The organism is Stenotrophomonas sp. 704A1, assembly GCF_030549525.1.
Taxonomy (GTDB): Bacteria; Pseudomonadota; Gammaproteobacteria; order Xanthomonadales; family Xanthomonadaceae; genus Stenotrophomonas; species Stenotrophomonas tuberculopleuritidis.
In genome coordinates, this window is record NZ_CP130831.1 from 909,719 (window position 1) to 929,077 (window position 19,359).

The 19,359-nt window shown below is 67.7% G+C and carries 17 protein-coding genes; 9 read left to right on the forward strand and 8 right to left on the reverse strand.

The window, feature by feature from the left end:
• Window positions 1-42: 42 nt before the first annotated feature.
• The 3 genes from Q5Z10_RS04145 to typA are packed head-to-tail and all read right to left on the reverse strand — an operon-like array spanning window position 43 to window position 4,033.
• Window positions 43-1,665, reverse strand: coding sequence for an amidase (locus Q5Z10_RS04145; RefSeq protein WP_303638047.1), 1,623 nt, complete (start codon window positions 1,663-1,665; stop codon window positions 43-45).
• A 41-nt stretch (window positions 1,666-1,706) separates the two neighbouring features.
• Window positions 1,707-2,174: a DUF2127 domain-containing protein gene (locus Q5Z10_RS04150; protein WP_303638048.1), complete on the reverse strand. Its 468-nt coding sequence runs from the start codon at window positions 2,172-2,174 to the stop codon at window positions 1,707-1,709.
• Between the two features lie 11 nt (window positions 2,175-2,185).
• On the reverse strand, window positions 2,186-4,033 hold the full coding sequence (gene typA, locus Q5Z10_RS04155) for a translational GTPase TypA (protein WP_303638049.1): 1,848 nt from the start codon (window positions 4,031-4,033) through the stop codon (window positions 2,186-2,188).
• 239 nt (window positions 4,034-4,272) lie between these two features.
• Here typA and Q5Z10_RS04160 point away from each other — a divergent pair, with 239 nt between their 5' ends.
• From Q5Z10_RS04160 to Q5Z10_RS04185, 6 genes are all read left to right on the forward strand, one after another.
• A complete protein-coding gene (locus tag Q5Z10_RS04160) occupies window positions 4,273-4,764 on the forward strand; it encodes a peptidylprolyl isomerase (RefSeq protein ID WP_303638050.1) in 492 nt (163 codons plus the stop codon).
• A gap of 123 nt (window positions 4,765-4,887) precedes the next feature.
• On the forward strand, window positions 4,888-5,874 hold the full coding sequence (locus Q5Z10_RS04165) for a malate dehydrogenase (RefSeq protein WP_025879435.1): 987 nt from the start codon (window positions 4,888-4,890) through the stop codon (window positions 5,872-5,874).
• Window positions 5,875-5,963: 89 nt separating this feature from the next.
• Window positions 5,964-6,578, forward strand: coding sequence for an RluA family pseudouridine synthase (locus Q5Z10_RS04170; RefSeq protein WP_303638051.1), 615 nt, complete (start codon window positions 5,964-5,966; stop codon window positions 6,576-6,578).
• Between the two features lie 634 nt (window positions 6,579-7,212).
• Window positions 7,213-9,096: a propionate--CoA ligase gene (prpE, locus tag Q5Z10_RS04175; RefSeq protein WP_303638052.1), complete on the forward strand. Its 1,884-nt coding sequence runs from the start codon at window positions 7,213-7,215 to the stop codon at window positions 9,094-9,096.
• A 189-nt stretch (window positions 9,097-9,285) separates the two neighbouring features.
• On the forward strand, window positions 9,286-9,801 hold the full coding sequence (locus tag Q5Z10_RS04180) for a hypothetical protein (protein ID WP_303638053.1): 516 nt from the start codon (window positions 9,286-9,288) through the stop codon (window positions 9,799-9,801).
• 34 nt (window positions 9,802-9,835) lie between these two features.
• Window positions 9,836-10,891: a suppressor of fused domain protein gene (locus Q5Z10_RS04185; RefSeq protein WP_303638054.1), complete on the forward strand. Its 1,056-nt coding sequence runs from the start codon at window positions 9,836-9,838 to the stop codon at window positions 10,889-10,891.
• An 81-nt stretch (window positions 10,892-10,972) separates the two neighbouring features.
• Here Q5Z10_RS04185 and Q5Z10_RS04190 read toward each other — a convergent pair whose 3' ends face one another.
• From Q5Z10_RS04190 to Q5Z10_RS04210, 5 genes are all read right to left on the reverse strand, one after another.
• Window positions 10,973-11,584: a glutathione S-transferase family protein gene (locus Q5Z10_RS04190; RefSeq protein ID WP_303638055.1), complete on the reverse strand. Its 612-nt coding sequence runs from the start codon at window positions 11,582-11,584 to the stop codon at window positions 10,973-10,975.
• Between the two features lie 85 nt (window positions 11,585-11,669).
• Entirely contained in the window at window positions 11,670-12,128 is a 459-nt protein-coding gene (locus Q5Z10_RS04195; RefSeq protein WP_025878087.1) for a cell wall hydrolase, read from the reverse strand.
• Window positions 12,129-12,428: 300 nt separating this feature from the next.
• Window positions 12,429-14,459, reverse strand: a complete 2,031-nt coding sequence (locus Q5Z10_RS04200; RefSeq protein ID WP_303638056.1) for an NADPH-dependent 2,4-dienoyl-CoA reductase — start codon at window positions 14,457-14,459, stop codon at window positions 12,429-12,431.
• A gap of 101 nt (window positions 14,460-14,560) precedes the next feature.
• A complete protein-coding gene (yczE, locus tag Q5Z10_RS04205; protein ID WP_303638057.1) occupies window positions 14,561-15,205 on the reverse strand; it encodes a membrane protein YczE in 645 nt (214 codons plus the stop codon).
• A 106-nt stretch (window positions 15,206-15,311) separates the two neighbouring features.
• Entirely contained in the window at window positions 15,312-16,328 is a 1,017-nt protein-coding gene (locus Q5Z10_RS04210; RefSeq protein WP_303638058.1) for a zinc-binding alcohol dehydrogenase family protein, read from the reverse strand.
• Window positions 16,329-16,686: 358 nt separating this feature from the next.
• Here Q5Z10_RS04210 and Q5Z10_RS04215 point away from each other — a divergent pair, with 358 nt between their 5' ends.
• From Q5Z10_RS04215 to Q5Z10_RS04225, 3 genes are all read left to right on the forward strand, one after another.
• Entirely contained in the window at window positions 16,687-17,778 is a 1,092-nt protein-coding gene (locus tag Q5Z10_RS04215) for an OmpA family protein (protein WP_303638059.1), read from the forward strand.
• A 218-nt stretch (window positions 17,779-17,996) separates the two neighbouring features.
• Entirely contained in the window at window positions 17,997-18,509 is a 513-nt protein-coding gene (locus tag Q5Z10_RS04220) for a hypothetical protein (protein WP_303638060.1), read from the forward strand.
• Between the two features lie 20 nt (window positions 18,510-18,529).
• Window positions 18,530-19,339: a pseudouridine synthase gene (locus Q5Z10_RS04225; RefSeq protein ID WP_440138108.1), complete on the forward strand. Its 810-nt coding sequence runs from the start codon at window positions 18,530-18,532 to the stop codon at window positions 19,337-19,339.
• Window positions 19,340-19,359: the final 20 nt, after the last annotated feature.

Consider the following 19,359-nt stretch of genomic DNA (forward strand, 5'->3'; position numbering starts at 1 on the left):
GCACGTACGGTCCGCCGGGCGTGGCCCGGCGCTACCCGGTGATCACGGATCGCCGGATTCGATCAGGGCGTCGGTGTCGAAGTGCGGTGGGCGCCGCGCGCGGGTCCGCTGCTCATAGGCGTAGGCCATTTCGATCAGCTTCGGCTCGCTCCAGGCGGTGCCCATGAACAGCAGGCCGGCCGGCAGCCCGTCGATCTGCCCCATCGGCACGGTCAGGCTGGGGTAGCCGGCCACGGCGGCGACGCTGTAGCTCTCGCCGGGGAAGTCATCGCCGGTGCTGCGCAGTGGCCACGCTATTCCGGTGGTGGGGGCGATCAGGGCATCCAGCTGCTGTGCCGCCAGTGCGGCGTCGATGCCGTCAGGGCCGGCCAGCCGGCGAGCGTCGCTGCGCGCGCGGATGTAGGCCGGATCGGCCAGGCCGGGCGTGGCCTCCGCTTCCAGCAGCAGCTCCTGGCCGAACAGGCCCAGTTCCTGGCCAGGGTGGGCCTCATTGAAGGCGATCAGTTCGGCCAGGCTGCGCAGGGGCGCCCGATAGGTGGCGAAATAGCGCTCCAGCCCGGCCTTGAATTCGTACAGCAGGACCGTACGCTCGGCATCGGCCCAGGCCCCCTGGTTGGGCAGTTCCACCGGCACCACCACCGCGCCGGCCCGGCGCAGTTCGGCCACGGCCTGTTGAACCAGGGGCGGCATGCCACGGTACTTGAGCAATGGCGTCTGCAGCAGGCCCAGCCGCTTGCCGCGCAGGCCCTGCATGTCCAGGCGCGCGGTGTAGTCGTAGACCGCGCGCCCGGGCATGGTTGCCGTGGCCGGGTCGGCGTCATCGCGTCCGGCGATGGCGGTCAGGACGGCGGCGGCATCGGCCACGCTGCGTGCCATCGGCCCGGCGGTGTCCTGGCTGAAGGAGATCGGGATGATCCCTTCGCGGCTGACCAGGCCGACCGTCGGCTTCAGCCCGACCACGCCGTTGATCGCCGCCGGGCAGACGATGCTGCCGTCGGTTTCGGTGCCGATCGCCACGGCCGCCAGGTTGGCGGCCACGGCCACCGCGCTGCCGCTGCTGGATCCGCAGGGCGAATGGCTGAGCCGGTAGGGGTTGCGGGTCTGGCCGCCGCGCGCGCTCCAGCCGGAAATGGAATCGTTGCCGCGGAAGTTGGCCCACTCGCTCAGGTTGGTCTTGCCCAGCACCACCGCACCGGCTTCGCGCAGGCGCTGCACCAGATAGGCATCGCCGGGCCGGAAGCCCTGCAGGGCCAGCGACCCGGCGCTGGTGGCCATTGGCGCTGCGTTGATGTTGTCTTTCAGCAGCACCGGAATGCCGTGCAGTGGGCCGCGCAGGCGGCCGGCGCGGCGTTCACGGTCGCGCTCGGCGGCGTCCTTCAGCGCATCGGGATTGAGCTCGATCACCGCGCGCAGGCGCGGCCCGGCGCGGTCCAGCGCAGCGATGCGCTTGAGGTAGGCCGCGGTGAGGGTGCTGCTGTCCAGTTCACCGGCAACCATCCGGGCCTGCAGGTCGGACAGTTCGGTTTCGGCGTAGGGGAAGGGCACGTTGCTGCTCGTCGGTTCGCCGGCGTGGGCGGTAGGCGTGGCCGGGCTGCAGCCAGCGGCAAGCGCCGCAGGCAGCGCGGCGATCAGGCACGACAGGAGGGGCGGCAGGGACAGGCGCATGGGGCGGCTTCGACGGCTCCGATCCCCAGTGTAGCGGTTGCTCAGGGGTGGCGCTTGCGCAGGTCGCGCGCCAGCACGTAGACCACGATCAGGTTGACCACCAGGACGCTCCACGAGGCCCAGCCGGGATGGCGCACGATCGCGTAGACGTCGAAGGGCAGGTACAGCGCTGCGGTCAGGCAGCCGAGCCACGAGGCCCAGGCCCTGGCCCGCCAGAGGCCCCAGGCTTCGACCAGGTGCAGCAGGCCGTAGCCGACCATCGCCGCGGCGGCCAGGTGCACCGCATCGGGGCTGATCATGTTCAACAGCGAGGGCAGGGTGCCGTGATCCGGGTCCAGGCTGAAACGCCGGATCAGGGCATTGACGCCGTCGCGAAGCGGTTGCGGGCCGAGGATTTCCAGCCCGGTGGCCGCCAGCAACGCCAGCATCGCCTTGCTCGCTTCGAGCAGGGCGATGACATGGAGGCCCGGATGCCGGTGTGGATCCGGGTTGTAGCCGTTCTGGCTCACGGGTCGCTGGCTCAGCCGCCGCGCGAAGCCTTCTTGCGGTCGCTTTCGGTCAGGAACTTCTTGCGCAGACGGATCTCCTTCGGGGTGATCTCGACCAGCTCGTCGTCTTCGATGAAGTCCAGGGCCTGTTCCAGCGAGTACTTGATCGCCGGAGTCAGCTGGATCGCATCGTCCTTGCCCGAAGCGCGCATGTTGGTCAGCGGCTTGGTCTTGATCGCGTTGACGGTCAGGTCGTTGTCCTTGGAGTGGATGCCGACCAGCTGACCTTCGTACACGTTGTCGCCTTCAGCAGCGAACAGCTTGCCGCGCTCCTGCAGCGGGCCCAGCGAGTAGGCCGGCGTGGTGCCCGGCGCATTGGCGATCATCACGCCGTTGATGCGCTTGGCGATCGCGCCCTGTTCCTTCGGACCGTAGTGGTCGAACACGTGGAACAGCAGGCCCGAGCCCTGGGTGAGGGTCTTGAACTCGTTCTGGAAACCGATCAGGCCACGGGCCGGGATCTGGTATTCCAGGCGCACACGGCCCTTGCCGTCCGATTCCATGTTCTTCAGCTGGCCCTTGCGGGTGCCCAGCTTTTCCATCACGCCGCCCTGGTGGACTTCTTCGATGTCCACGACCAGCTGCTCGATCGGCTCCATCTGCTGGCCGTCGATTTCCTTGATGATCACTTCCGGACGCGACACGGCCAGCTCGTAGCCTTCGCGACGCATGTTCTCGATCAGCACCGACAGATGCAGTTCGCCACGGCCGGAGACCAGGAACTTGTCGGCGTCTTCCAGCTGCTCGACCTTCAGCGCGACGTTGTGGACCTTTTCACGGTCCAGGCGGTCCTTGATCTGGCGGCTGGTCAGGAACTTGCCACCGGACAGGTCCTTGTTGCCGGCGAACGGCGAGTTGTTGACCTGGAAGGTCATCGAGATGGTCGGCTCGTCGACGGTCAGTGCCGGCAGCGCTTCGGGGGTGTCCGGGGCGCAGATGGTGTCGGAGATGGTCAGCTCCTGGATGCCCGAGATGGCGACGATGTCGCCGGCCTCGGCCGAATCCTGCTCGATGCGCTCCAGGCCGAGGAAGCCCAGCACCTGCAGCACCTTGCCGTTGCGCTTCTTGCCTTCACGGTCGATGACCGCGACCTGCATGTTCTTCTTCAGGGTGCCGCGCTGGATGCGGCCGATGCCGATCACGCCCACGAAGTTGTTGTAGTCCAGCTGGCTGATGCGCATCTGGAACGGACCTTCCGGGTCCACTTCCGGCTTCGGCGCGTGCTGCATGATCGCTTCGTACAGCGGGGTCATGTCGCCGTCACGCACGGTGTCTTCCAGGCCGGCATAGCCGTTCAGGGCCGAGGCGTAGACGATCGGGAAGTCCAGCTGTTCGTTGGTGGCGCCGAGCTTGTCGAACAGGTCGAACACCTGGTCGATCACCCACTCCGGGCGCGAACCCGGGCGGTCGACCTTGTTGACCACGACGATCGGCTTGAAGCCCATCGCGAAGGCCTTCTGGGTGACGAAGCGGGTCTGCGGCATCGGGCCGTCCATCGCGTCGACCAGGATCAGCACGGTGTCGACCATCGACAGCACGCGCTCGACCTCACCGCCGAAGTCGGCGTGGCCGGGGGTGTCGACGATGTTGATGCGGTTCTTGACGCCGGTCCGCTTGTCTTCCCAGGTGATGGCCGTGTTCTTGGCCAGGATGGTGATGCCGCGTTCCTTTTCCTGGTCGTTGCTGTCCATCACGCGCTCGGCGAGGACGGTACGCTCGGACAGGGTGCCGGACTGCTTCAGCAGCTGGTCGACCAGGGTGGTCTTGCCATGGTCGACGTGGGCGACGATGGCGATGTTGCGAAGATTTTCGATGGACATACGAAAGGGGGCCAGTCGGCGCCGGATTTGGAAAAAGAAGTCCAACATTATACGTCGAACTTGACGATTCGCGAAAACCCGCATGTCAGGCGCGTCAAGGGCCCCATTCAGCCGGCGCCGGGTGGCTGCCCGTCCGTCGCCTGAAGGCCCGGCCTGCGCCGATCGTCGAAGCCGCCGCCGCCACGGGGGAGGTGTATCCTTATGGGGCTGACTACACACCCCGTTATCCAAGGATCTGCATGTCCCTCATCGCCACTTTCGACACCACCCAGGGCCCGATCAAGGTCGAGCTGTTCGCTGACAAGGCGCCGCTGACGGTGGCCAACTTCGTGAACCTGGTCAAGCAGGGCTTCTATGACGGCCTGATCTTCCACCGCGTGATTCCCGATTTCATGATCCAGGGCGGCTGCCCGCAGGGTCGTGGCACCGGCGGCCCGGGCTACAAGTTCGAAGACGAGAAGAACGGCGTCAAGCACCAGGTCGGCTCGCTGTCGATGGCCAACGCCGGCCCGAACACCAACGGCAGCCAGTTCTTCATCACCCACATCAAGACCGACTGGCTGGACGGCAAGCACACCGTGTTCGGCCAGGTCCTGGAAGGCCAGGCGATCGTCGATTCGGTCAAGCAGGGCGATGTGATCCATTCGATCACCCTGGAAGGCGACGCCGACGCCGTGCTCGCCGCACAGGCCGACCGCGTGAGCGAGTGGAACAAGATCCTCGCCGCCTGATGCCATCCGACGGCCCCCTGTGAAGGGGGCCGTTTCCATGTTGCGGCCGCCCCGCCAGGCCAGTCCCCGCCCGCGCGGCCTTCTCCCCCATCGCTACATCGCTTCTTAGCAGAGGAAATCCCCATGAAAGCACCTGTTCGTGTTGCCGTGACCGGCGCCGCCGGCCAGATCGGCTACGCCCTGCTGTTCCGTATCGCCTCGGGCGAAATGCTGGGCAAGGACCAGCCGGTCATCCTGCAGCTGCTGGAGCTGCCGGTCGACAAGGCCCAGGCCGCCCTGAAGGGCGTGATGATGGAACTGGAAGACTGCGCGTTCCCGCTGCTGGCCGGCATGGTCGGCACCGACGACGCCGAAGTGGCCTTCAAGGATGCCGACATCGCCCTGCTGGTCGGCGCGCGCCCGCGCGGCCCGGGCATGGAGCGCAAGGACCTGCTGCTGGAAAACGCCAAGATCTTCACCGCCCAGGGCGCCGCGCTGAACAAGGTCGCCAAGCGTGACGTCAAGGTGCTGGTGGTCGGCAACCCGGCCAACACCAACGCCTACATCGCCATGAAGTCGGCGCCGGACCTGAATCCGCGCAACTTCACCGCGATGCTGCGCCTGGACCACAACCGTGCCCTGAGCCAGCTGTCGACCAAGCTCGGCAAGCCGGTGGCCGGCATGGAGAAGCTGGTGGTGTGGGGCAACCACAGCCCGACCATGTACCCGGACTACCGCTTCGCCACCGCCGACGGTGCGTCGATCGCCGATGCGATCAACGATCAGGAATGGAACGCCAACACCTTCATCCCGACCGTGGGCAAGCGCGGCGCGGCGATCATCGAGGCCCGTGGCTCGTCCTCGGCTGCCTCGGCCGCCAACGCAGCGATCGACCACGTGCGTGACTGGGTGCTGGGCAGCAACGGCAAGTGGGTCACCATGGGCGTGCCGTCCGACGGTTCCTACGGCATTCCGGAAGGCGTGATCTTCGGCTTCGCGGTGACCACCGAGAATGGCGAATACACCCTGGTCAAGGATCTGCCGGTCGACGACTTCAGCCAGAAGTACATCGACAAGACCCTGGCCGAGCTGGAAGAAGAGCGCGCCGGCGTCGCCCATCTGCTGGGTTGATGCGGTCGGTGCCGGCCCCGGCTGGCGCCGCTGCAATGAAACGGGGAAGCTTCGGCTTCCCCGTTTCTGTTTGAGGGGTTCAGACACTGATGATCCATCTGCACTACATCGACGACGCGCTGCTGGTCGCCGAGAAGCCCGCCGGGCTGCTGTCCGTGCCCGGCCGCAGTGCCGGGAACCAGGACTGCGTGGTCGCGCGCCTGCAGCGGCGGTACCCGGATGCGTTGACCGTGCACCGCCTGGACCAGGTGACGTCCGGCCTGCTGCTGCACGCGCGCGGCAAGGAGATGCAGGTGGCGTTGTCGATGCAGTTCGAGCAGCGCCGGGTCGGCAAGTGCTACGAAGCGGTCGTGCAGGGCGTGATCGAAAGCGATGCCGGTGAAGTGGACCTGCCGCTGATCGTGGACTGGCCGAACCGGCCGAAGCAGATGGTCGACCATGAGCGCGGCAAGCCGGCGCTGACGCGTTGGCGCGTGCTGGCCCGCGATGTTGAAGCGCGGCGCACGCGCGTGGCGCTGGAACCGATCACTGGCCGCAGCCATCAGCTGCGGTTGCACATGGCCAGTCTTGGCCATCCCATCATTGGCGACGTGCTGTATGACGCCGCGTCGGCGCAGCGGGTGCACCTGCACGCGCGCAGCCTGCGGTTCACCCACCCGGTGACGGGCGAAGCGCTCGCGTTCGAGTCCGCGGTTCCGTTCTAGGGGTTCGGCAGGGCTTGCAGCCCTGTACCCGCAGAATCAACGTCAACGTCAAAAGCGGGCTATCCGTGGGTTGGCGGGACGGTGTCGGATTGCGGGGACGCCGCAGGTACGTCCCTGTAGGCTTGGCAGCCGCTTGCTCGTGTGCGCGTTCCTGCGCACACGGCAAGACCGGGGTTGGGCGTCCTGCCCAACCCGCCCGAGGCATGCCTCGGGCCCATGCGGCTGACACCCCGCACTCCGACACCGCCCCACCTCCGACAGATTCCTGCGATCTTTGAGTAGGTGTCGACCTTGGTCGACACATCTGTCAGATATCGAAATAAACCTGAGATCAGATCCCGTGCCGTTCCAACAGCGCGCAGGAAACTGTCGAAGGCGGGGTGGGTCCGGTTGCGGGAGTGTCCGCGGCATGGATGCCGCGGCCAAGCCCCCATGGACGGGTTTACGGCGTCTCCCGCAACCGGACCCATCCCGCCATCCCGCGGAATGCAGGCTTTCGCTGTTGCTCTGGCCTCTGCAGGTGCAGGGCGGCAGCCCTGCAGAACAAACCCCCACCCCCTACCAAGGTAGGGCGGCCCGCGCGGCAGCGCCGGACTATCCTCGAACCCATGACTTTGTCTGGGAGGGCTGCGTCATGAACTACGAGGAAACCTACCGGCGCTCGATCGACGAGCCGGAGGCGTTCTGGGGTGAGGAAGCCAAGCGCATCCATTGGCACAAACCGCCACAGCAGGTGCTCGACTACAGCAATCCGCCGTTCCGGCGCTGGTTCGTCGGCGGCGAGACCAATCTCTGCTACAACGCCGTCGACCGCCATCTGGCCGATCGTGCCGACCAGCTCGCGCTGGTGGCCATCTCCACCGAAACCAACACCACGCGCGAGATCACCTACCGCCAGCTGTACCGCGAGGTGAACGATTTCGCAGCCGTGCTCCGGCGCCTGGGCGTGGGGCATGGCGATCGCGTGGTGATCTACATGCCGAACATGGCCGAGGCGGTGTTCGCCATGCTTGCCTGCGCCCGCATCGGTGCGGTGCATTCGGTGGTGTTCGGTGGCTTCGCCGCGCACAACCTCGCACTGCGCATCGACGACGCCACGCCGAAGCTGCTGATCGCGGCCGATGCCGGCATGCGCGGTGGCAAGCTTATTCCGTACAAGGCGATGGTCGACGCGGCCTGTGCCGAGGCGAGCCGCCCGCCACCGCATGTGCTGATCGTCTCGCGCGGGCTGGACCCGGCCGAACCGCGCGTGCCGGGGCGCGACGTGGACTATGCCGCGCTGCGCGCGCAGGTCGGTGAAACCGACGTGCCGGTGCAATGGCTGGAGTCCAGCGAGCCCAGCTACCTGCTGTATACCTCCGGTACCACCGGCAAGCCGAAAGGCGTGCAGCGCGATGTCGGTGGCTATGCGGTGGCGATGGCACAGTCGATGCAGACCGTGTTCGACTGCCAGCCGGGGCAGGTGATGTTCTCCACCTCCGATGTCGGCTGGGCCGTGGGCCATTCGTACAACGTGTATGGCCCGCTGATCGGCGGCTGTACCTCGCTGCTGTACGAAGGGCTGCCGACGAATCCGGACCCGGGCATCTGGTGGGCGCTGTGCGAGCAGTACAACGTGCGCACGATGTTCTCCTCGCCCACCGCCATCCGCGTGCTGAAGAAGCACGATGCGGACTTCATCCACCGTCACGACCTGGATGCGTTGAAGTACCTGTTCCTGGCCGGCGAGCCACTGGACGAGCCGACCGCGCACTGGATCAGTGACGCGCTGGGCAAGCCGATCATCGACAACTACTGGCAGACCGAAACCGGCTGGCCGGCGTTGACCCTGCTGCCAGGCCTGGACATGAAGCCGGTCCGCTTCGGTTCGCCCGGTTTTCCCAACCTGGGCTACCGCATGAAGGTGATCGACGAGAACACCGGTGAGGAAGTGGCCGCCGGGCAGAAGGGCGTGCTGGTGGTGACGCCGCCGCTGCCGCCCGGTTGCATGAGCACGGTGTGGAACGACGACAACCGGTTCCTGCAGAGCTATTTCAGCCACTTCAAGGAACTGCTGTACAGCTCGCTGGACTGGGCGATCCGCGATGACGAGGGCTATACCTTCATCCTCGGCCGCACCGACGATGTGATCAACGTGGCTGGCCACCGGCTTGGAACCCGCGAGATCGAAGAAGCCATCTCCAGCCATCCGCGCGTGGCCGAGGCGGCGGTGATCGGGGTCAAGGACGAGCTGAAGGGGCAGGTGCCGCTGGTGTTCGTCACCCTCAAGCAGGGCCTGGACGGCGCGGATCCGGCGCCGGTGGTGGCCGAGATGATGGCCACGGTGACTGCGTCGCTGGGCGCTGTCGCGCGACCGGCCCACGTGCACGTGGTCAATGCACTGCCCAAGACGCGATCGGGCAAGCTGCTGCGGCGTTCGCTGCAGGCGCTGGCCGAGCAGCGCGATCCCGGTGATCTGTCGACACTGGATGATCCTGGCGCGCTGGAGGAGATCCGCCGCGCACTGGGACGACTGTAGCGCCGGGCCATGCCCGGCGAGCGCGCAGCGCGGTGCATTGGCGAGCCGCCGGGCATGGCCCGGCGCTACCCCGGCAGCGCTGCTGCAGCGCAGCTTTCTCCCGGCCACCGCTGCGCTAAGCTCGCCGCAGGGGAGCGCGCCGGCAACGGCGCGCATGCGTATCGCATCGCATCGGACAAGGGGGGAAGCATGGCGCTGCTGCATGCCAAGACGGCCGCTGGCCGCCAGGAAATCGAAGACCGCGCCAGGCGCCTGCCGGCGGCACTGCGCTCGATCCTGTTGATGGTCGATGGCCATCGCGATGACACCGAATTGCGGGGGCTGCTGGAAGGCCTGCGCGCGCCACCCGATGCTCTGCAGCAGCTGGCAGCGCAGGGCCTGATCGAAGTGATCGGCGGCAGCGCCGACATCGTACCGAGCCGCGGCATCAGCGCCGGCCGCGAACAGGATCCGGCGTTGTACCAGCAGCTGTACGACGCGATGAGCGAGGCGGTGCGGCGCCACCTCGGCCTGAAGGGCTATTTCATGCAGCTGAAGATCGAGCGCTGCAGCGATGCGATCACCCTGGAGCGCTTGTGCCCGGAAATGATCGCGGCGATCGGCAGGGCGCGCAGCCCGGCGCTGGCACAGCGCTGGTGGCAGGAGGTGCAGGACACGCTGGCGACTTCGGCACCTGCGGTCGTGCAGAGCGGATCGGCAGCGTAAAGTGGGCGGTTCCGTTACCGACCAGGAGCCCCACGTGCAGGACGACCACGCGACCGATACCCCCGGCTGGGACGCGATCAACGACGCACTGGCGCCGCTGTACGCCGGGCAGACACCACAGCATTTTGGAACCGCCATTCCCTACACGCTGGGGGGAGCGGATCCGCTGGACGGCATCAGCGTGTACCGGGTGGACGCGCCGGTGCCGCACTGGCACTACATCACCTACGGCTTCTCCGAGCTGTACGCCAAGGAAAGCAGCGATGCGTCGACCAGCGGCTATGGGTTCGAACTGACCTTCCGCCTGGCGATCACGCCGGGTGACAGCGCCGCGGACGCGCCCCCGGCCTGGCCGATGAACCTGCTGCAGAACCTGGCACGCTATGTGTTCGGCAGTGGCAACGTGTTCGAGGACGGCCACCACATCGATGCCAACGGGCCGATCGCGCTGGAACAGGACACCCTGCTGCGGCACCTGGCCTTCCTGCAGGATCCGCAGTTGCCGCCGCGGCAGACCGCCAATGGCGCGCTGCAGTTCCTGCAGGTGATCGGCCTGTGCGATGCGGAAATGGCCGCGATCCGCCGTTGGTCCACGCGTGGCGTGCTGGACCTGCTGGAACCGGCGATGCCGCTGTGGATCACCGAACTGTCGCGCGCCTCGCTGCTGGATGATCCTGCGCTGGCGGCGCAGGTACAGGCCGGCAGCGCGCGCGAGGGTTCCAGCACCGGCATGCTGTTCCTGGAAAAGCTGCAGGCGCGGGTCGAGGACGGCGTGGCAACGCTGGTGATCGGGGCCGGGCAGGTGCCCAGCGTGCTTGAGCTGCTGCCGCTGCGACTGCGCCATGGCAAGCCATTGACGCTGTTCGGTGCCGACCTGGCGTGGCGGTTCGAGGCAGGGGCGGAGGATGCCGTGCAGGCCGACGCGGAGGTCATCCGCTGCGTGCTGTCCGAGGCGAGCCAGCAGGCGCTGCTGCGCACCCTGCGCGCCGAGCGCGGCCGCTACGTGCTGGCCGAGGGCCGGCTGCTGGTGGTGGTCGAGCCGACCCTGCTGCGCGACGCCAAGGGCGCCGTGATCCGCGAGATCGGCTGACGCCGCGCCCACGGCAGCCCGCTCGGCTGCCGGGGGGCGAGGGGTGCGGCGCTGGGGCCGCACCGTGGTCCTCGTGATCGGTCAGGCCAGGCCTTCGGCCTTCAGCACGGCCTGCACGCCCGGATCGGCGTCCATGCGCGCCTTGTAGGCGGCCAGGTTGTCCAGGCCGGACAGATCGACCTTGGTACCGGCCGCCCAGCGCAGGGTGATGTAGAAGTACGGATCGGCGAAGCTGCGGAAACCGGCCAGCCAGGTCCTGCCGGCCAGCTGCGCGTCGGCGGTTTCAAACAGTGCGCGCAGGCGCTTGTGGGCCGCGGCGCGGACCGCATCGAACTGGCCCTCGTCGGCGATGAACTTGCCCGGCCCGAACAGCGGCGAGAACGCCGGGTGCACGTCGGAGTTGACGAAGGCCAGCCAGCGGGTGGCTTCGGCGCGCTGGCGCGCGCTGCCATCGCCGGCGAGCCCGGCCTGCGGATGGGTGTCGGCGATGTAGCCCATGATCGCGGCGTTCTGCACCAGCACGAAGTCGCCGTCGACCAGTGCGGGTACCGCGCCGGCCGGATTGATCCTGAGGAATTCCGGCGCCTTCAGGGTGTCCTTGTTCAGCAGTTCGACCTCGAACGGCTGGCCGGTCCACTGCAGGGCGATGTGGTCGGCGGTGGAACAGGCACCGGGCTTGCTGTACAGCTTCATGGGAACTCCAGGCGGGGCAGGATGGAATCCCCCACTATCCCAGAGCCCGCCGGCGCGCGGCAACGCTGCCGCCGGCAACAGTTCGTTACGACTGCCGGGGCTTGAGGTTCTGCACCTTGTAGAAGGTGTGATCGCCGATGGTGGCCACCTGGTAGGCGTTGCGCCAGTTCGGGCTGGCAATGGCCAGCGCGGCGAAGTGGCTGGCACCGGGCACGATCTCGCGGCGCTCGCCGGCCGGCAGCGCCCAGTTGCGCTCGGCGTCGAAGGCCACGTCCATCGCTTCGCTCCAGGCCGCATCGTTGCCCAGCTGGGTACCGGGCGAGACGATGGTCGGGGCGAACTGCTTGCGCGCGGTCACCACCTGGCACATCGAGTCGCCCCAGAGGCCGCTGTCGAGGCGGCGCAGGGCGACCTCGGCCACGGCCTGCTGGCCGCGCAGGGTCTGGTCGCGGGCTTCCAGATAGACGGTGGTGCTCAGGCACAGTGAATCGGCGGCCGGCTGCGGCAGCAACTGCGACAGCCAGAGAATCCAGGCCAGTTTCATATAACTCCTTGCTCCGTATGGGACGCACCTGGCGGTTCCGGCAGCGCAGGCTGCGGGAGGGCGGGGTACGACTTGGCGTCATGGGGAGGCGGCCATCGGGGCCGCCCCGTGGGCGGCCCCAAGAACACGATCGTGCGTCGATCGGCGGGGTCCGCACCGGCTCACCGGAAACTGGCTGGTGAGCAGAAAGTTGGCGCAAGGTAGGGGGGGATTGCCGAACGCATCCTGAATCGCCGGGCTTGACATTCAGCTTGGGGGCGGGTGACCGGAATCACATTCCGGCCCCCATTCAGGCGCGTATCACAGCGCGGCGGCGACGCGACTGCCCTGATCGATTGCGCGTTTCGCGTCCAGTTCCGCGGCCACATCGGCACCGCCGATCAGCTGGGCGGTGATGCCCGCGGCCTGCAGTTCGGCCTGCAGCGCGCGCTGCGGTTCCTGGCCGGCGCAGATCACCACGTGGTCGACCGGCAGCAGCTGCTCGCTGCCGTCCACGCGGATGCGCAGGCCGGCGTCATCCACGCCCAGATACTCGACGCCCCCCAGCATGCGCACGCCCTTGGCCTTCAGCGTGGCGCGATGGATCCAGCCGGTGGTCTTGCCCAGGCGGGCACCCGGCTTGCCGGGGCTGCGCTGCAGCAGCCACAGCCGGCGCGGCGAGACCTCGGCCTGTGCCGGGGCCAGCGAGCCACGCGCCTCGAAGGTGGCATCCACGCCCCATTCGGCCATCCAGCGCTGCGGGTCGAGCGATGGCGACGCGCCGGCGTGGCTGAGGAACTCGCCGACATCGAAGCCGATGCCGCCGGCGCCGATGATGGCGGCGCTGGCGCCCACGTCGACCCGGCCCTGCAGCACGTCCAGGTAGCTGACCACCTTGGCATGGTCGGCGCCGGGGAAATCGACCCGGCGCGGCACGATGCCGGTGGCCAGCACCACCGCGTCGAAGCCGGCCAGGCTGGCGGCATCGGCGCGGGTCCCCAGCCGCAGCTGTACCCCGGTCTCGGCCAGCTTGTGGCGGAAGTAGCGCAGGGTCTCGTGGAATTCTTCCTTGCCGGGGATGCGCTTGGCGACGTTGAACTGACCGCCGATCTCATCGTTGGCATCGAACAGGGTGACCTGGTGGCCACGCTCGGCGGCGACGGTCGCACACGCCAGCCCGGCCGGGCCGGCGCCGACCACGGCCACCTTCTTCGGCGCGGCGGTGGGGCGGTAGACCAGTTCGGTTTCGTGCGCGGCGCGCGGATTGACCAGGCAACTGGCCAGCTTGTTCTCGAAGACGTGGTCCAGGCAGGCCTGGTTGCAGGCGATGCAGGTGTTGATCGCGTCGGCGCGGCCGGCGCGGGCCTTGTTCGGCCACTGCGGATCGGCCAGCAGCGGCCGCGCCAGCGACACCATGTCGGCGCCTCCGCCGGCCAGGATGCGTTCAGCGACCTCGGGCATGTTGATGCGGTTGGTGGCGACCAGCGGCACTTTCACGTGCGGTTTGAGTTTGGCGGTGACACCGGCGAAGGCAGCGCGCGGCACCGAGGTGGCGATGGTCGGAATGCGCGCCTCGTGCCAGCCGATGCCGGAGTTGATGATCGTTGCGCCGGCGGCCTCGATGGCCTGGGCCTGCTGCACGATCTCTTCCCAGTTGCTGCCGTCCTCCACCAGATCGACCAGTGACAGGCGGTAGATGATGATGAAATCCGGGCCACAGGCCTCGCGGATGCGGCGCACGATTTCCACCGCAAAGCGCATGCGCTGGCGTGCGTCGCCGCCCCAGGCATCGGTCCGCTTGTTGGTGCGCGGGGCAATGAACTCGTTGATGAGGTACCCCTCCGAGCCCATCACTTCCACGCCGTCATAGCCGGCCTCGCGCGCCAGCTTCGCGCTGCGCGCGTAGTCGGCGATGTGGCGTTCGACGCCGCTGGCCGACAGCGCGCGCGGGGTGAACGGGTTGATCGGTGCCTTCAGTTTCGACGGCGCCACCGACAGCGGGTGATAGGCGTAGCGGCCGGCATGCAGCAGCTGCAGGCAGATTTTCGCGCCGTGCTGGTGTGCAGCGGCGGTGAGCTGGCGGTGCGGGCGTACTTCCCACGGCCAGGACAGCTTGCCGCCAAAGGGCTTGAGCCAGCCCACCACGTTCGGGGCGAAGCCACCGGTGACGATCAGGCCGACGCCGCCTTCGGCGCGCTCGGCGAAGTAGGCGGCCAGGCGCGGGAAGTCACGCGCGCGGTCTTCCAGGCCGGTGTGCATCGAGCCCATCAGCACCCGGTTGCGCAGCTGGGTGAAGCCCAGGTCCAGCGGGGCGAACAGGTGGGGGTAGGCGCTTTCGTTGGCTGGCGACATGGTCGATACGCTTGCGTACGGAAGCGCGAAGGGTGCCGCGAAACGGCGGCCGGAGCAAGGGCTGGCGAATCGGTAGCGCCGGACCATGCCCGGCGACGCGGTTACCCGTGGCCGCGCTGCGCGCTCGCCGGGCGTGGCCCGGCGCTACCCGCCGGCAGGGGACGGCCAATCCCGAACCAGCCCAGGGTCACCCCGCACAGCGGCCCGATCAGCAGGGCGAACGCCAACGTGCCCAGGCCGACATTGCCACCCAGCCACCAGCCCAGCAGCAGCACGCTGCCTTCGATCAGGCTGCGCACTTTCCAGATCGGCCAGCCGGTGCGGGCATGCAGGCCGGTCATCAGGCCATCGCGCGGTCCCGGGCCCAGCCGGGCACCGATGTACAGGCCGGTCGCCAGCGCCACCAGCAGCATGCCGGCGCAGAACAGCGTCAGCTGCCAGCCCAGGCCGACCGCTGGCGGCAACAGCCACAGGCCGAACTGCGCCGAGGGACCGATCAGCATCACATTGAGGACGGTGCCGACGCCGGGCTTCTGCCGCAGCGGCCACCACAGCAACAGCACCAGCGCGCCGATCACATTGGTGGCCAGGCCGAACGACAGCGGGGTCTGGGCGGCGACGCCCTGCGACAGCACGTCCCACGGCGCAACGCCGATCGCGGCGCGGATCATCAGGGCAGCACCGAAGCCGTACAGGAACAGGCCGACGATCAGTTGCAGCAGGCGCAAGGGCAGGGCGGTGGGCATGGCACGCTCGGGGTGGGAGAGGTCTGTTACCACCGTAGCCCCGATCAATGCCTTTCCATAGATACAGATGATGGCCGATCCGTAGCCACAGACGGTCGCGCCCGGGCTAGTCCCAGCCGGCCAGCACCAGCTTGCCGACCGTGCGGCCGCTGGCCAGGCGCTGGTGCGCCGCCTCCAGGTTGGCAGCATTGATCGGGCCCAGCGTTTCGCTCAGGGTGCCGCGCAGCTGGCCGGCGTCGATCATGCTGGCGGCGCGGTTGAGGATGCGGTGCTGCTCGATGCGGTCGGCCGTGGCAAAACGCGCGCGGGCGAACATGAACTCCCAGTGGATGCCGATGCACTTGGCCTTGTAGGGATCGCCGATGCGCAGGGCGCCGCGCGGTTCGACGATCAGCCCGAGGTGCCCCTGCGGCGCCAGAAGCTGGCCCAGCTCGTCCCAGTAGTGGTCGGTGTCGGCCAGGTTGAGTGCGACCTGCACCTCGGCGATGCCCAGCGCCTGCAGCTGCGGCAGCAGCGGCTGACGATGGTCGATGACGTGGTGTGCTCCCATCTGCCGGCACCACGTGATCGATGCGTCGCGCGATGCCGTGGCGATGACCTCGAAACCGGCATGGCGGGCCAGCTGGATCGCCATCGAGCCGACGCCGCCCGCAGCGCCGATCACCAGCAGGCGCTGGCCGGCATGGCGACGATCGTCCAGGTGCAGCGGCATGCGCTGGAACAGCAGTTCCCACGCGGTCAGCGTGGTCAACGGCAATGCGGCTGCCTCGGCGGCATCCAGCGTGGTCGGCCTGCGTGCAACCAGCCGCTCATCGACCAGCTGGTACTGCGCGTTGCAGCCCGGTCGGGTCACATCACCGGCGTAGTAGACCTCGTCGCCGGAGGCGAACAGGGTGGCTTCCTCACCGATGGCCTCAATCACGCCCGCAGCATCCCAGCCGAGGATGCGCGGGCTGTCCAGCGATGCCGCCGGGGTGCCCGCGCGCACTTTTGCGTCCACCGGATTGACGGAAACGGCTTGGATCCGCACCAGCACGTCACGGCCGCGAGGCGAGGCGGGGGAGGGCAACACGAGATCGCGCAGCGCAGGGGCTGATTCACGACACAGGGCGACGGCTTTCATTGCAACTCCCGCTCGGTTCCTGTCCGCATCATAAGGTTCCTCATATCGATGGGCGCGCGCTGAACCGTCTTCCGGCAGGTATCGGCAACACTGTCGTATGTGGCCCTTAATCCCCTCCAAACCCTTGCCGCGCGGGGGTCTTGCGGATTTTCATTATCCTGTATAGGGTTTCAACGTCGGACCGGTGGCCGGTCGGGTGCGACGCTTCACATGTTACGGGACTGTTAACATGGCCTTCACCCGCCTGAGCATAATGTTCGCGGCGGTGGCGTGCTGAATCGGCTGTCTGAACATCGACGCAGTAGTGCTGGCCCATGCCTCTACCGGTTTCATACCCCCGAAATAGGAGCTGTACTCAATGAACAAGAAGATCCTTACTGCCGCGCTGCTGGGCGGTCTGGCATTCGCCCAGGCTGCGTCGGCGCAGGAGTTCGATGACCGCTGGTACCTGACCGGTTCGGCCGGCTTCAACTTCCAGGACAACGACCGTCTGACCAACGACGCTCCGTTCGTCACCCTGGGCCTGGGTAAGTTCATCAGCCCGAACTGGTCGCTGGACGGTGAGCTGAACTACCAGAACCCGAATTTCGACGCCAACCAGGATCTGAACTGGTCGCAGTACGGCGTGTCGTTCGATCTGCGTCGCCACTTCATCAAGGAAGGCCGCGGCTGGAACCCGTACATCGTCGGTGGCCTGGGCTACCAGAAGTCGGAAGAAGAGTACGCTGCCGTTGACACCAATGGCCCGCGTGACCGCAAGGACGGCAACCTGGCTGCCAAGCTGGGCGTCGGCCTGCAGACCACCTTCGACAAGCGCGTTGCTGTCCGCGCCGAAGTGGCCTACCGCGCTGACTTCGACGACCAGAGCATCGCCGCACGCGACGAAAGCTGGTTCGGCGACGTGCTGGCTTCGGTCGGCGTCGTGATCCCGCTGGGCCCGGCTCCGGTCGCGGCTGCTCCGGCTCCGGCTCCGGTTGCCCCGAGCTGCGCCGATCTGGACGACGACGGTGACGGCGTCAACAACTGCGACGACAAGTGCCCGAACTCGCAGCCGGGTCAGACCATCGGTCCGGACGGTTGCCCGGTGCCGGTCTCGATCGACCTGAAGGGCGTGAACTTCGACTTCGACAAGTCGAACCTGCGTCCGGACGCTGTGGCCATCCTGAGCGAAGCCACCGAGATCCTGAAGCGTTACCCGGATCTGCGCGTTGAAGTTGCCGGTCACACCGACTCGAAGGGTACCGACGCTTACAACCAGAAGCTGTCGGAGCGTCGTGCTACCGCCGTGTACAACTACCTGACCCAGAACGGCGTGGACGCTGGCCGTCTGCAGGGCCCGATCGGCTACGGTGAGAGCCGTCCGATTGCCCCGAACACCAACCCGGATGGTTCGGACAATCCGGAAGGTCGCGCCAAGAACCGTCGTACCGAGCTGAACGTCCAGAACTAAGTTCTGACGCTCTGCCAGTAGGACACAGCAGGACCCGGCTTCGGCCGGGTCTTGTTGTTTGTACGGCCGCAACTGCGGGGCCGTCCCCCAGGCTGGCTGCCGTTCGTCGGCAATTTGCCTATGAAACCAACAAGTTGCCGTATTCATTGAAAGTGCCGCTTGAAAGCTGGCGCGGCATTGCTAAACTCGCCGCGTCTCTTCCTTTCGTGGATGCCCTCATGCTGCGCTCTGCATCGGCTGCCGTTCTGGCGCTGGCCCTGGTTCCCGCTGCCCACGCTGCGGTCGATTGCTCGGTCAACACCAGCGCCTCGCCGCTGCCGTTGCCGGCCACCGCCATCGCACCGGTGGCCGATGAGCTGTACATCCGCGGCACCCAGCTGGGCATGTCCAGCGGCGTGCTGGGCAGCAGCTACGACCCGTCGCAGTCGCTGGACCAGGTGCTGCAGCGCCTGCGCATCGATGGCTGCCAGAACATCGCCAAGGCGATCCCGAGTGCGCCGGCGGTCAAGCCGAACGATCCGGCCGCCTACAAGCCGCAGACCGAATTCGACAACACGCCCTGGCGCTTCGACATGAGCCAGAACGGCAAGCGCATGACCGCTGAAGAGTTCGACGCCTGGATGAAGGCGCGCGGCGTGCGCGTGGTCAAGGCCCGTCCGGCCCCGGCAGCGGCGGCGACGCCGGCTGCGGCCCCGGTACCGGCTGAGACCAAGCCGGTCGACAAGAAGTAAGCGCCGCGGGGAGCAGAGGCTTGCGTACGCGCCGCCCACCTGCTGCCCCCGCCGCCCGCTCCCACGCCCTGCGTGGGCGTGCGACCCCTGATGCCAGCTCCGCCGGCGTGCGCCACGGGCTGGCGCGGGTATTGTCCAAGGCCGGTGTCTGCTCGCGCAGTGAAGCCGCACGCTGGATTGCCGACGGCCGCGTGCGGGTCTCGGGCCGCATCGTGCGCGACCCGGAATTTCCCATCGCCAGCCCGGCACCGCCGATCGACGTCGACGGCCAGCCGATGGGGGCGCCGCAGCGCCTGTACCTGATGCTCAACAAGCCGCGTGGGGTGGTCACCACCGCACAGGACGAGCGTGGCCGCGACACCGTCTACCGCTGCTTCGACGATGCCGGATTGCCGTGGATCGCACCGGTCGGGCGTCTGGACAAGGCCAGCGAGGGGCTGCTGTTGTTCAGCAACGATCCGCAGTGGGCAGCGCGCCTCACCGATCCGGAGACCGGCCCGGTCAAGACCTATCACGTGCAGGTCGACCGCCTGCCCGATGACGCCACCCTGGACGCGCTGCGCGCCGGTGTCGAAGAGGCGGGCGAGTTCCTGCATGCCCATTCCGTCTGCGTGCTGCGCAGCGGCGAAAAGACCGCGTGGCTGGAGGTGGTCCTCGACGAGGGCCGCAACCGCCACATCCGCCGCCTGCTGGCGGCCTTCGACCTGCAGGTGCTGCGCCTGGTCCGGGTTGCGATTGGCGGGCTGACGCTCGGCGATCTCGGCAAGGGCCAATGGCGGGTGCTGGAGGTCAGCGACCAGCAGCGGCTGGGGGCCGCTGCACCGGGCTGAACACCGCCCGCGGCCGGCGT

Excerpts from the sequence above, each read along its gene's own strand:
- yczE (WP_303638057.1), bottom strand. The coding sequence starts at position 15,205 with ATGCCCACCGCCCTGCCCTTGCGCCTGCTGCAACTGATCGTCGGCCTG.
- Q5Z10_RS04190 (WP_303638055.1), bottom strand. The coding sequence starts at position 11,584 with ATGAAGCTGTACAGCAAGCCCGGTGCCTGTTCCACCGCCGACCACATC.
- Q5Z10_RS04200 (WP_303638056.1), bottom strand. The coding sequence starts at position 14,459 with ATGTCGCCAGCCAACGAAAGCGCCTACCCCCACCTGTTCGCCCCGCTG.
- Q5Z10_RS04215 (WP_303638059.1), top strand. The coding sequence starts at position 16,687 with ATGAACAAGAAGATCCTTACTGCCGCGCTGCTGGGCGGTCTGGCATTC.
- Q5Z10_RS04160 (WP_303638050.1), top strand. The coding sequence starts at position 4,273 with ATGTCCCTCATCGCCACTTTCGACACCACCCAGGGCCCGATCAAGGTC.
- Q5Z10_RS04165 (WP_025879435.1), top strand. The coding sequence starts at position 4,888 with ATGAAAGCACCTGTTCGTGTTGCCGTGACCGGCGCCGCCGGCCAGATC.
- Q5Z10_RS04170 (WP_303638051.1), top strand. The coding sequence starts at position 5,964 with ATGATCCATCTGCACTACATCGACGACGCGCTGCTGGTCGCCGAGAAG.
- Q5Z10_RS04210 (WP_303638058.1), bottom strand. The coding sequence starts at position 16,328 with ATGAAAGCCGTCGCCCTGTGTCGTGAATCAGCCCCTGCGCTGCGCGAT.
- typA (WP_303638049.1), bottom strand. The coding sequence starts at position 4,033 with ATGTCCATCGAAAATCTTCGCAACATCGCCATCGTCGCCCACGTCGAC.
- Q5Z10_RS04220 (WP_303638060.1), top strand. The coding sequence starts at position 17,997 with ATGCTGCGCTCTGCATCGGCTGCCGTTCTGGCGCTGGCCCTGGTTCCC.
- prpE (WP_303638052.1), top strand. The coding sequence starts at position 7,213 with ATGAACTACGAGGAAACCTACCGGCGCTCGATCGACGAGCCGGAGGCG.
- Q5Z10_RS04145 (WP_303638047.1), bottom strand. The coding sequence starts at position 1,665 with ATGCGCCTGTCCCTGCCGCCCCTCCTGTCGTGCCTGATCGCCGCGCTG.
- Q5Z10_RS04195 (WP_025878087.1), bottom strand. The coding sequence starts at position 12,128 with ATGAAACTGGCCTGGATTCTCTGGCTGTCGCAGTTGCTGCCGCAGCCG.
- Q5Z10_RS04180 (WP_303638053.1), top strand. The coding sequence starts at position 9,286 with ATGGCGCTGCTGCATGCCAAGACGGCCGCTGGCCGCCAGGAAATCGAA.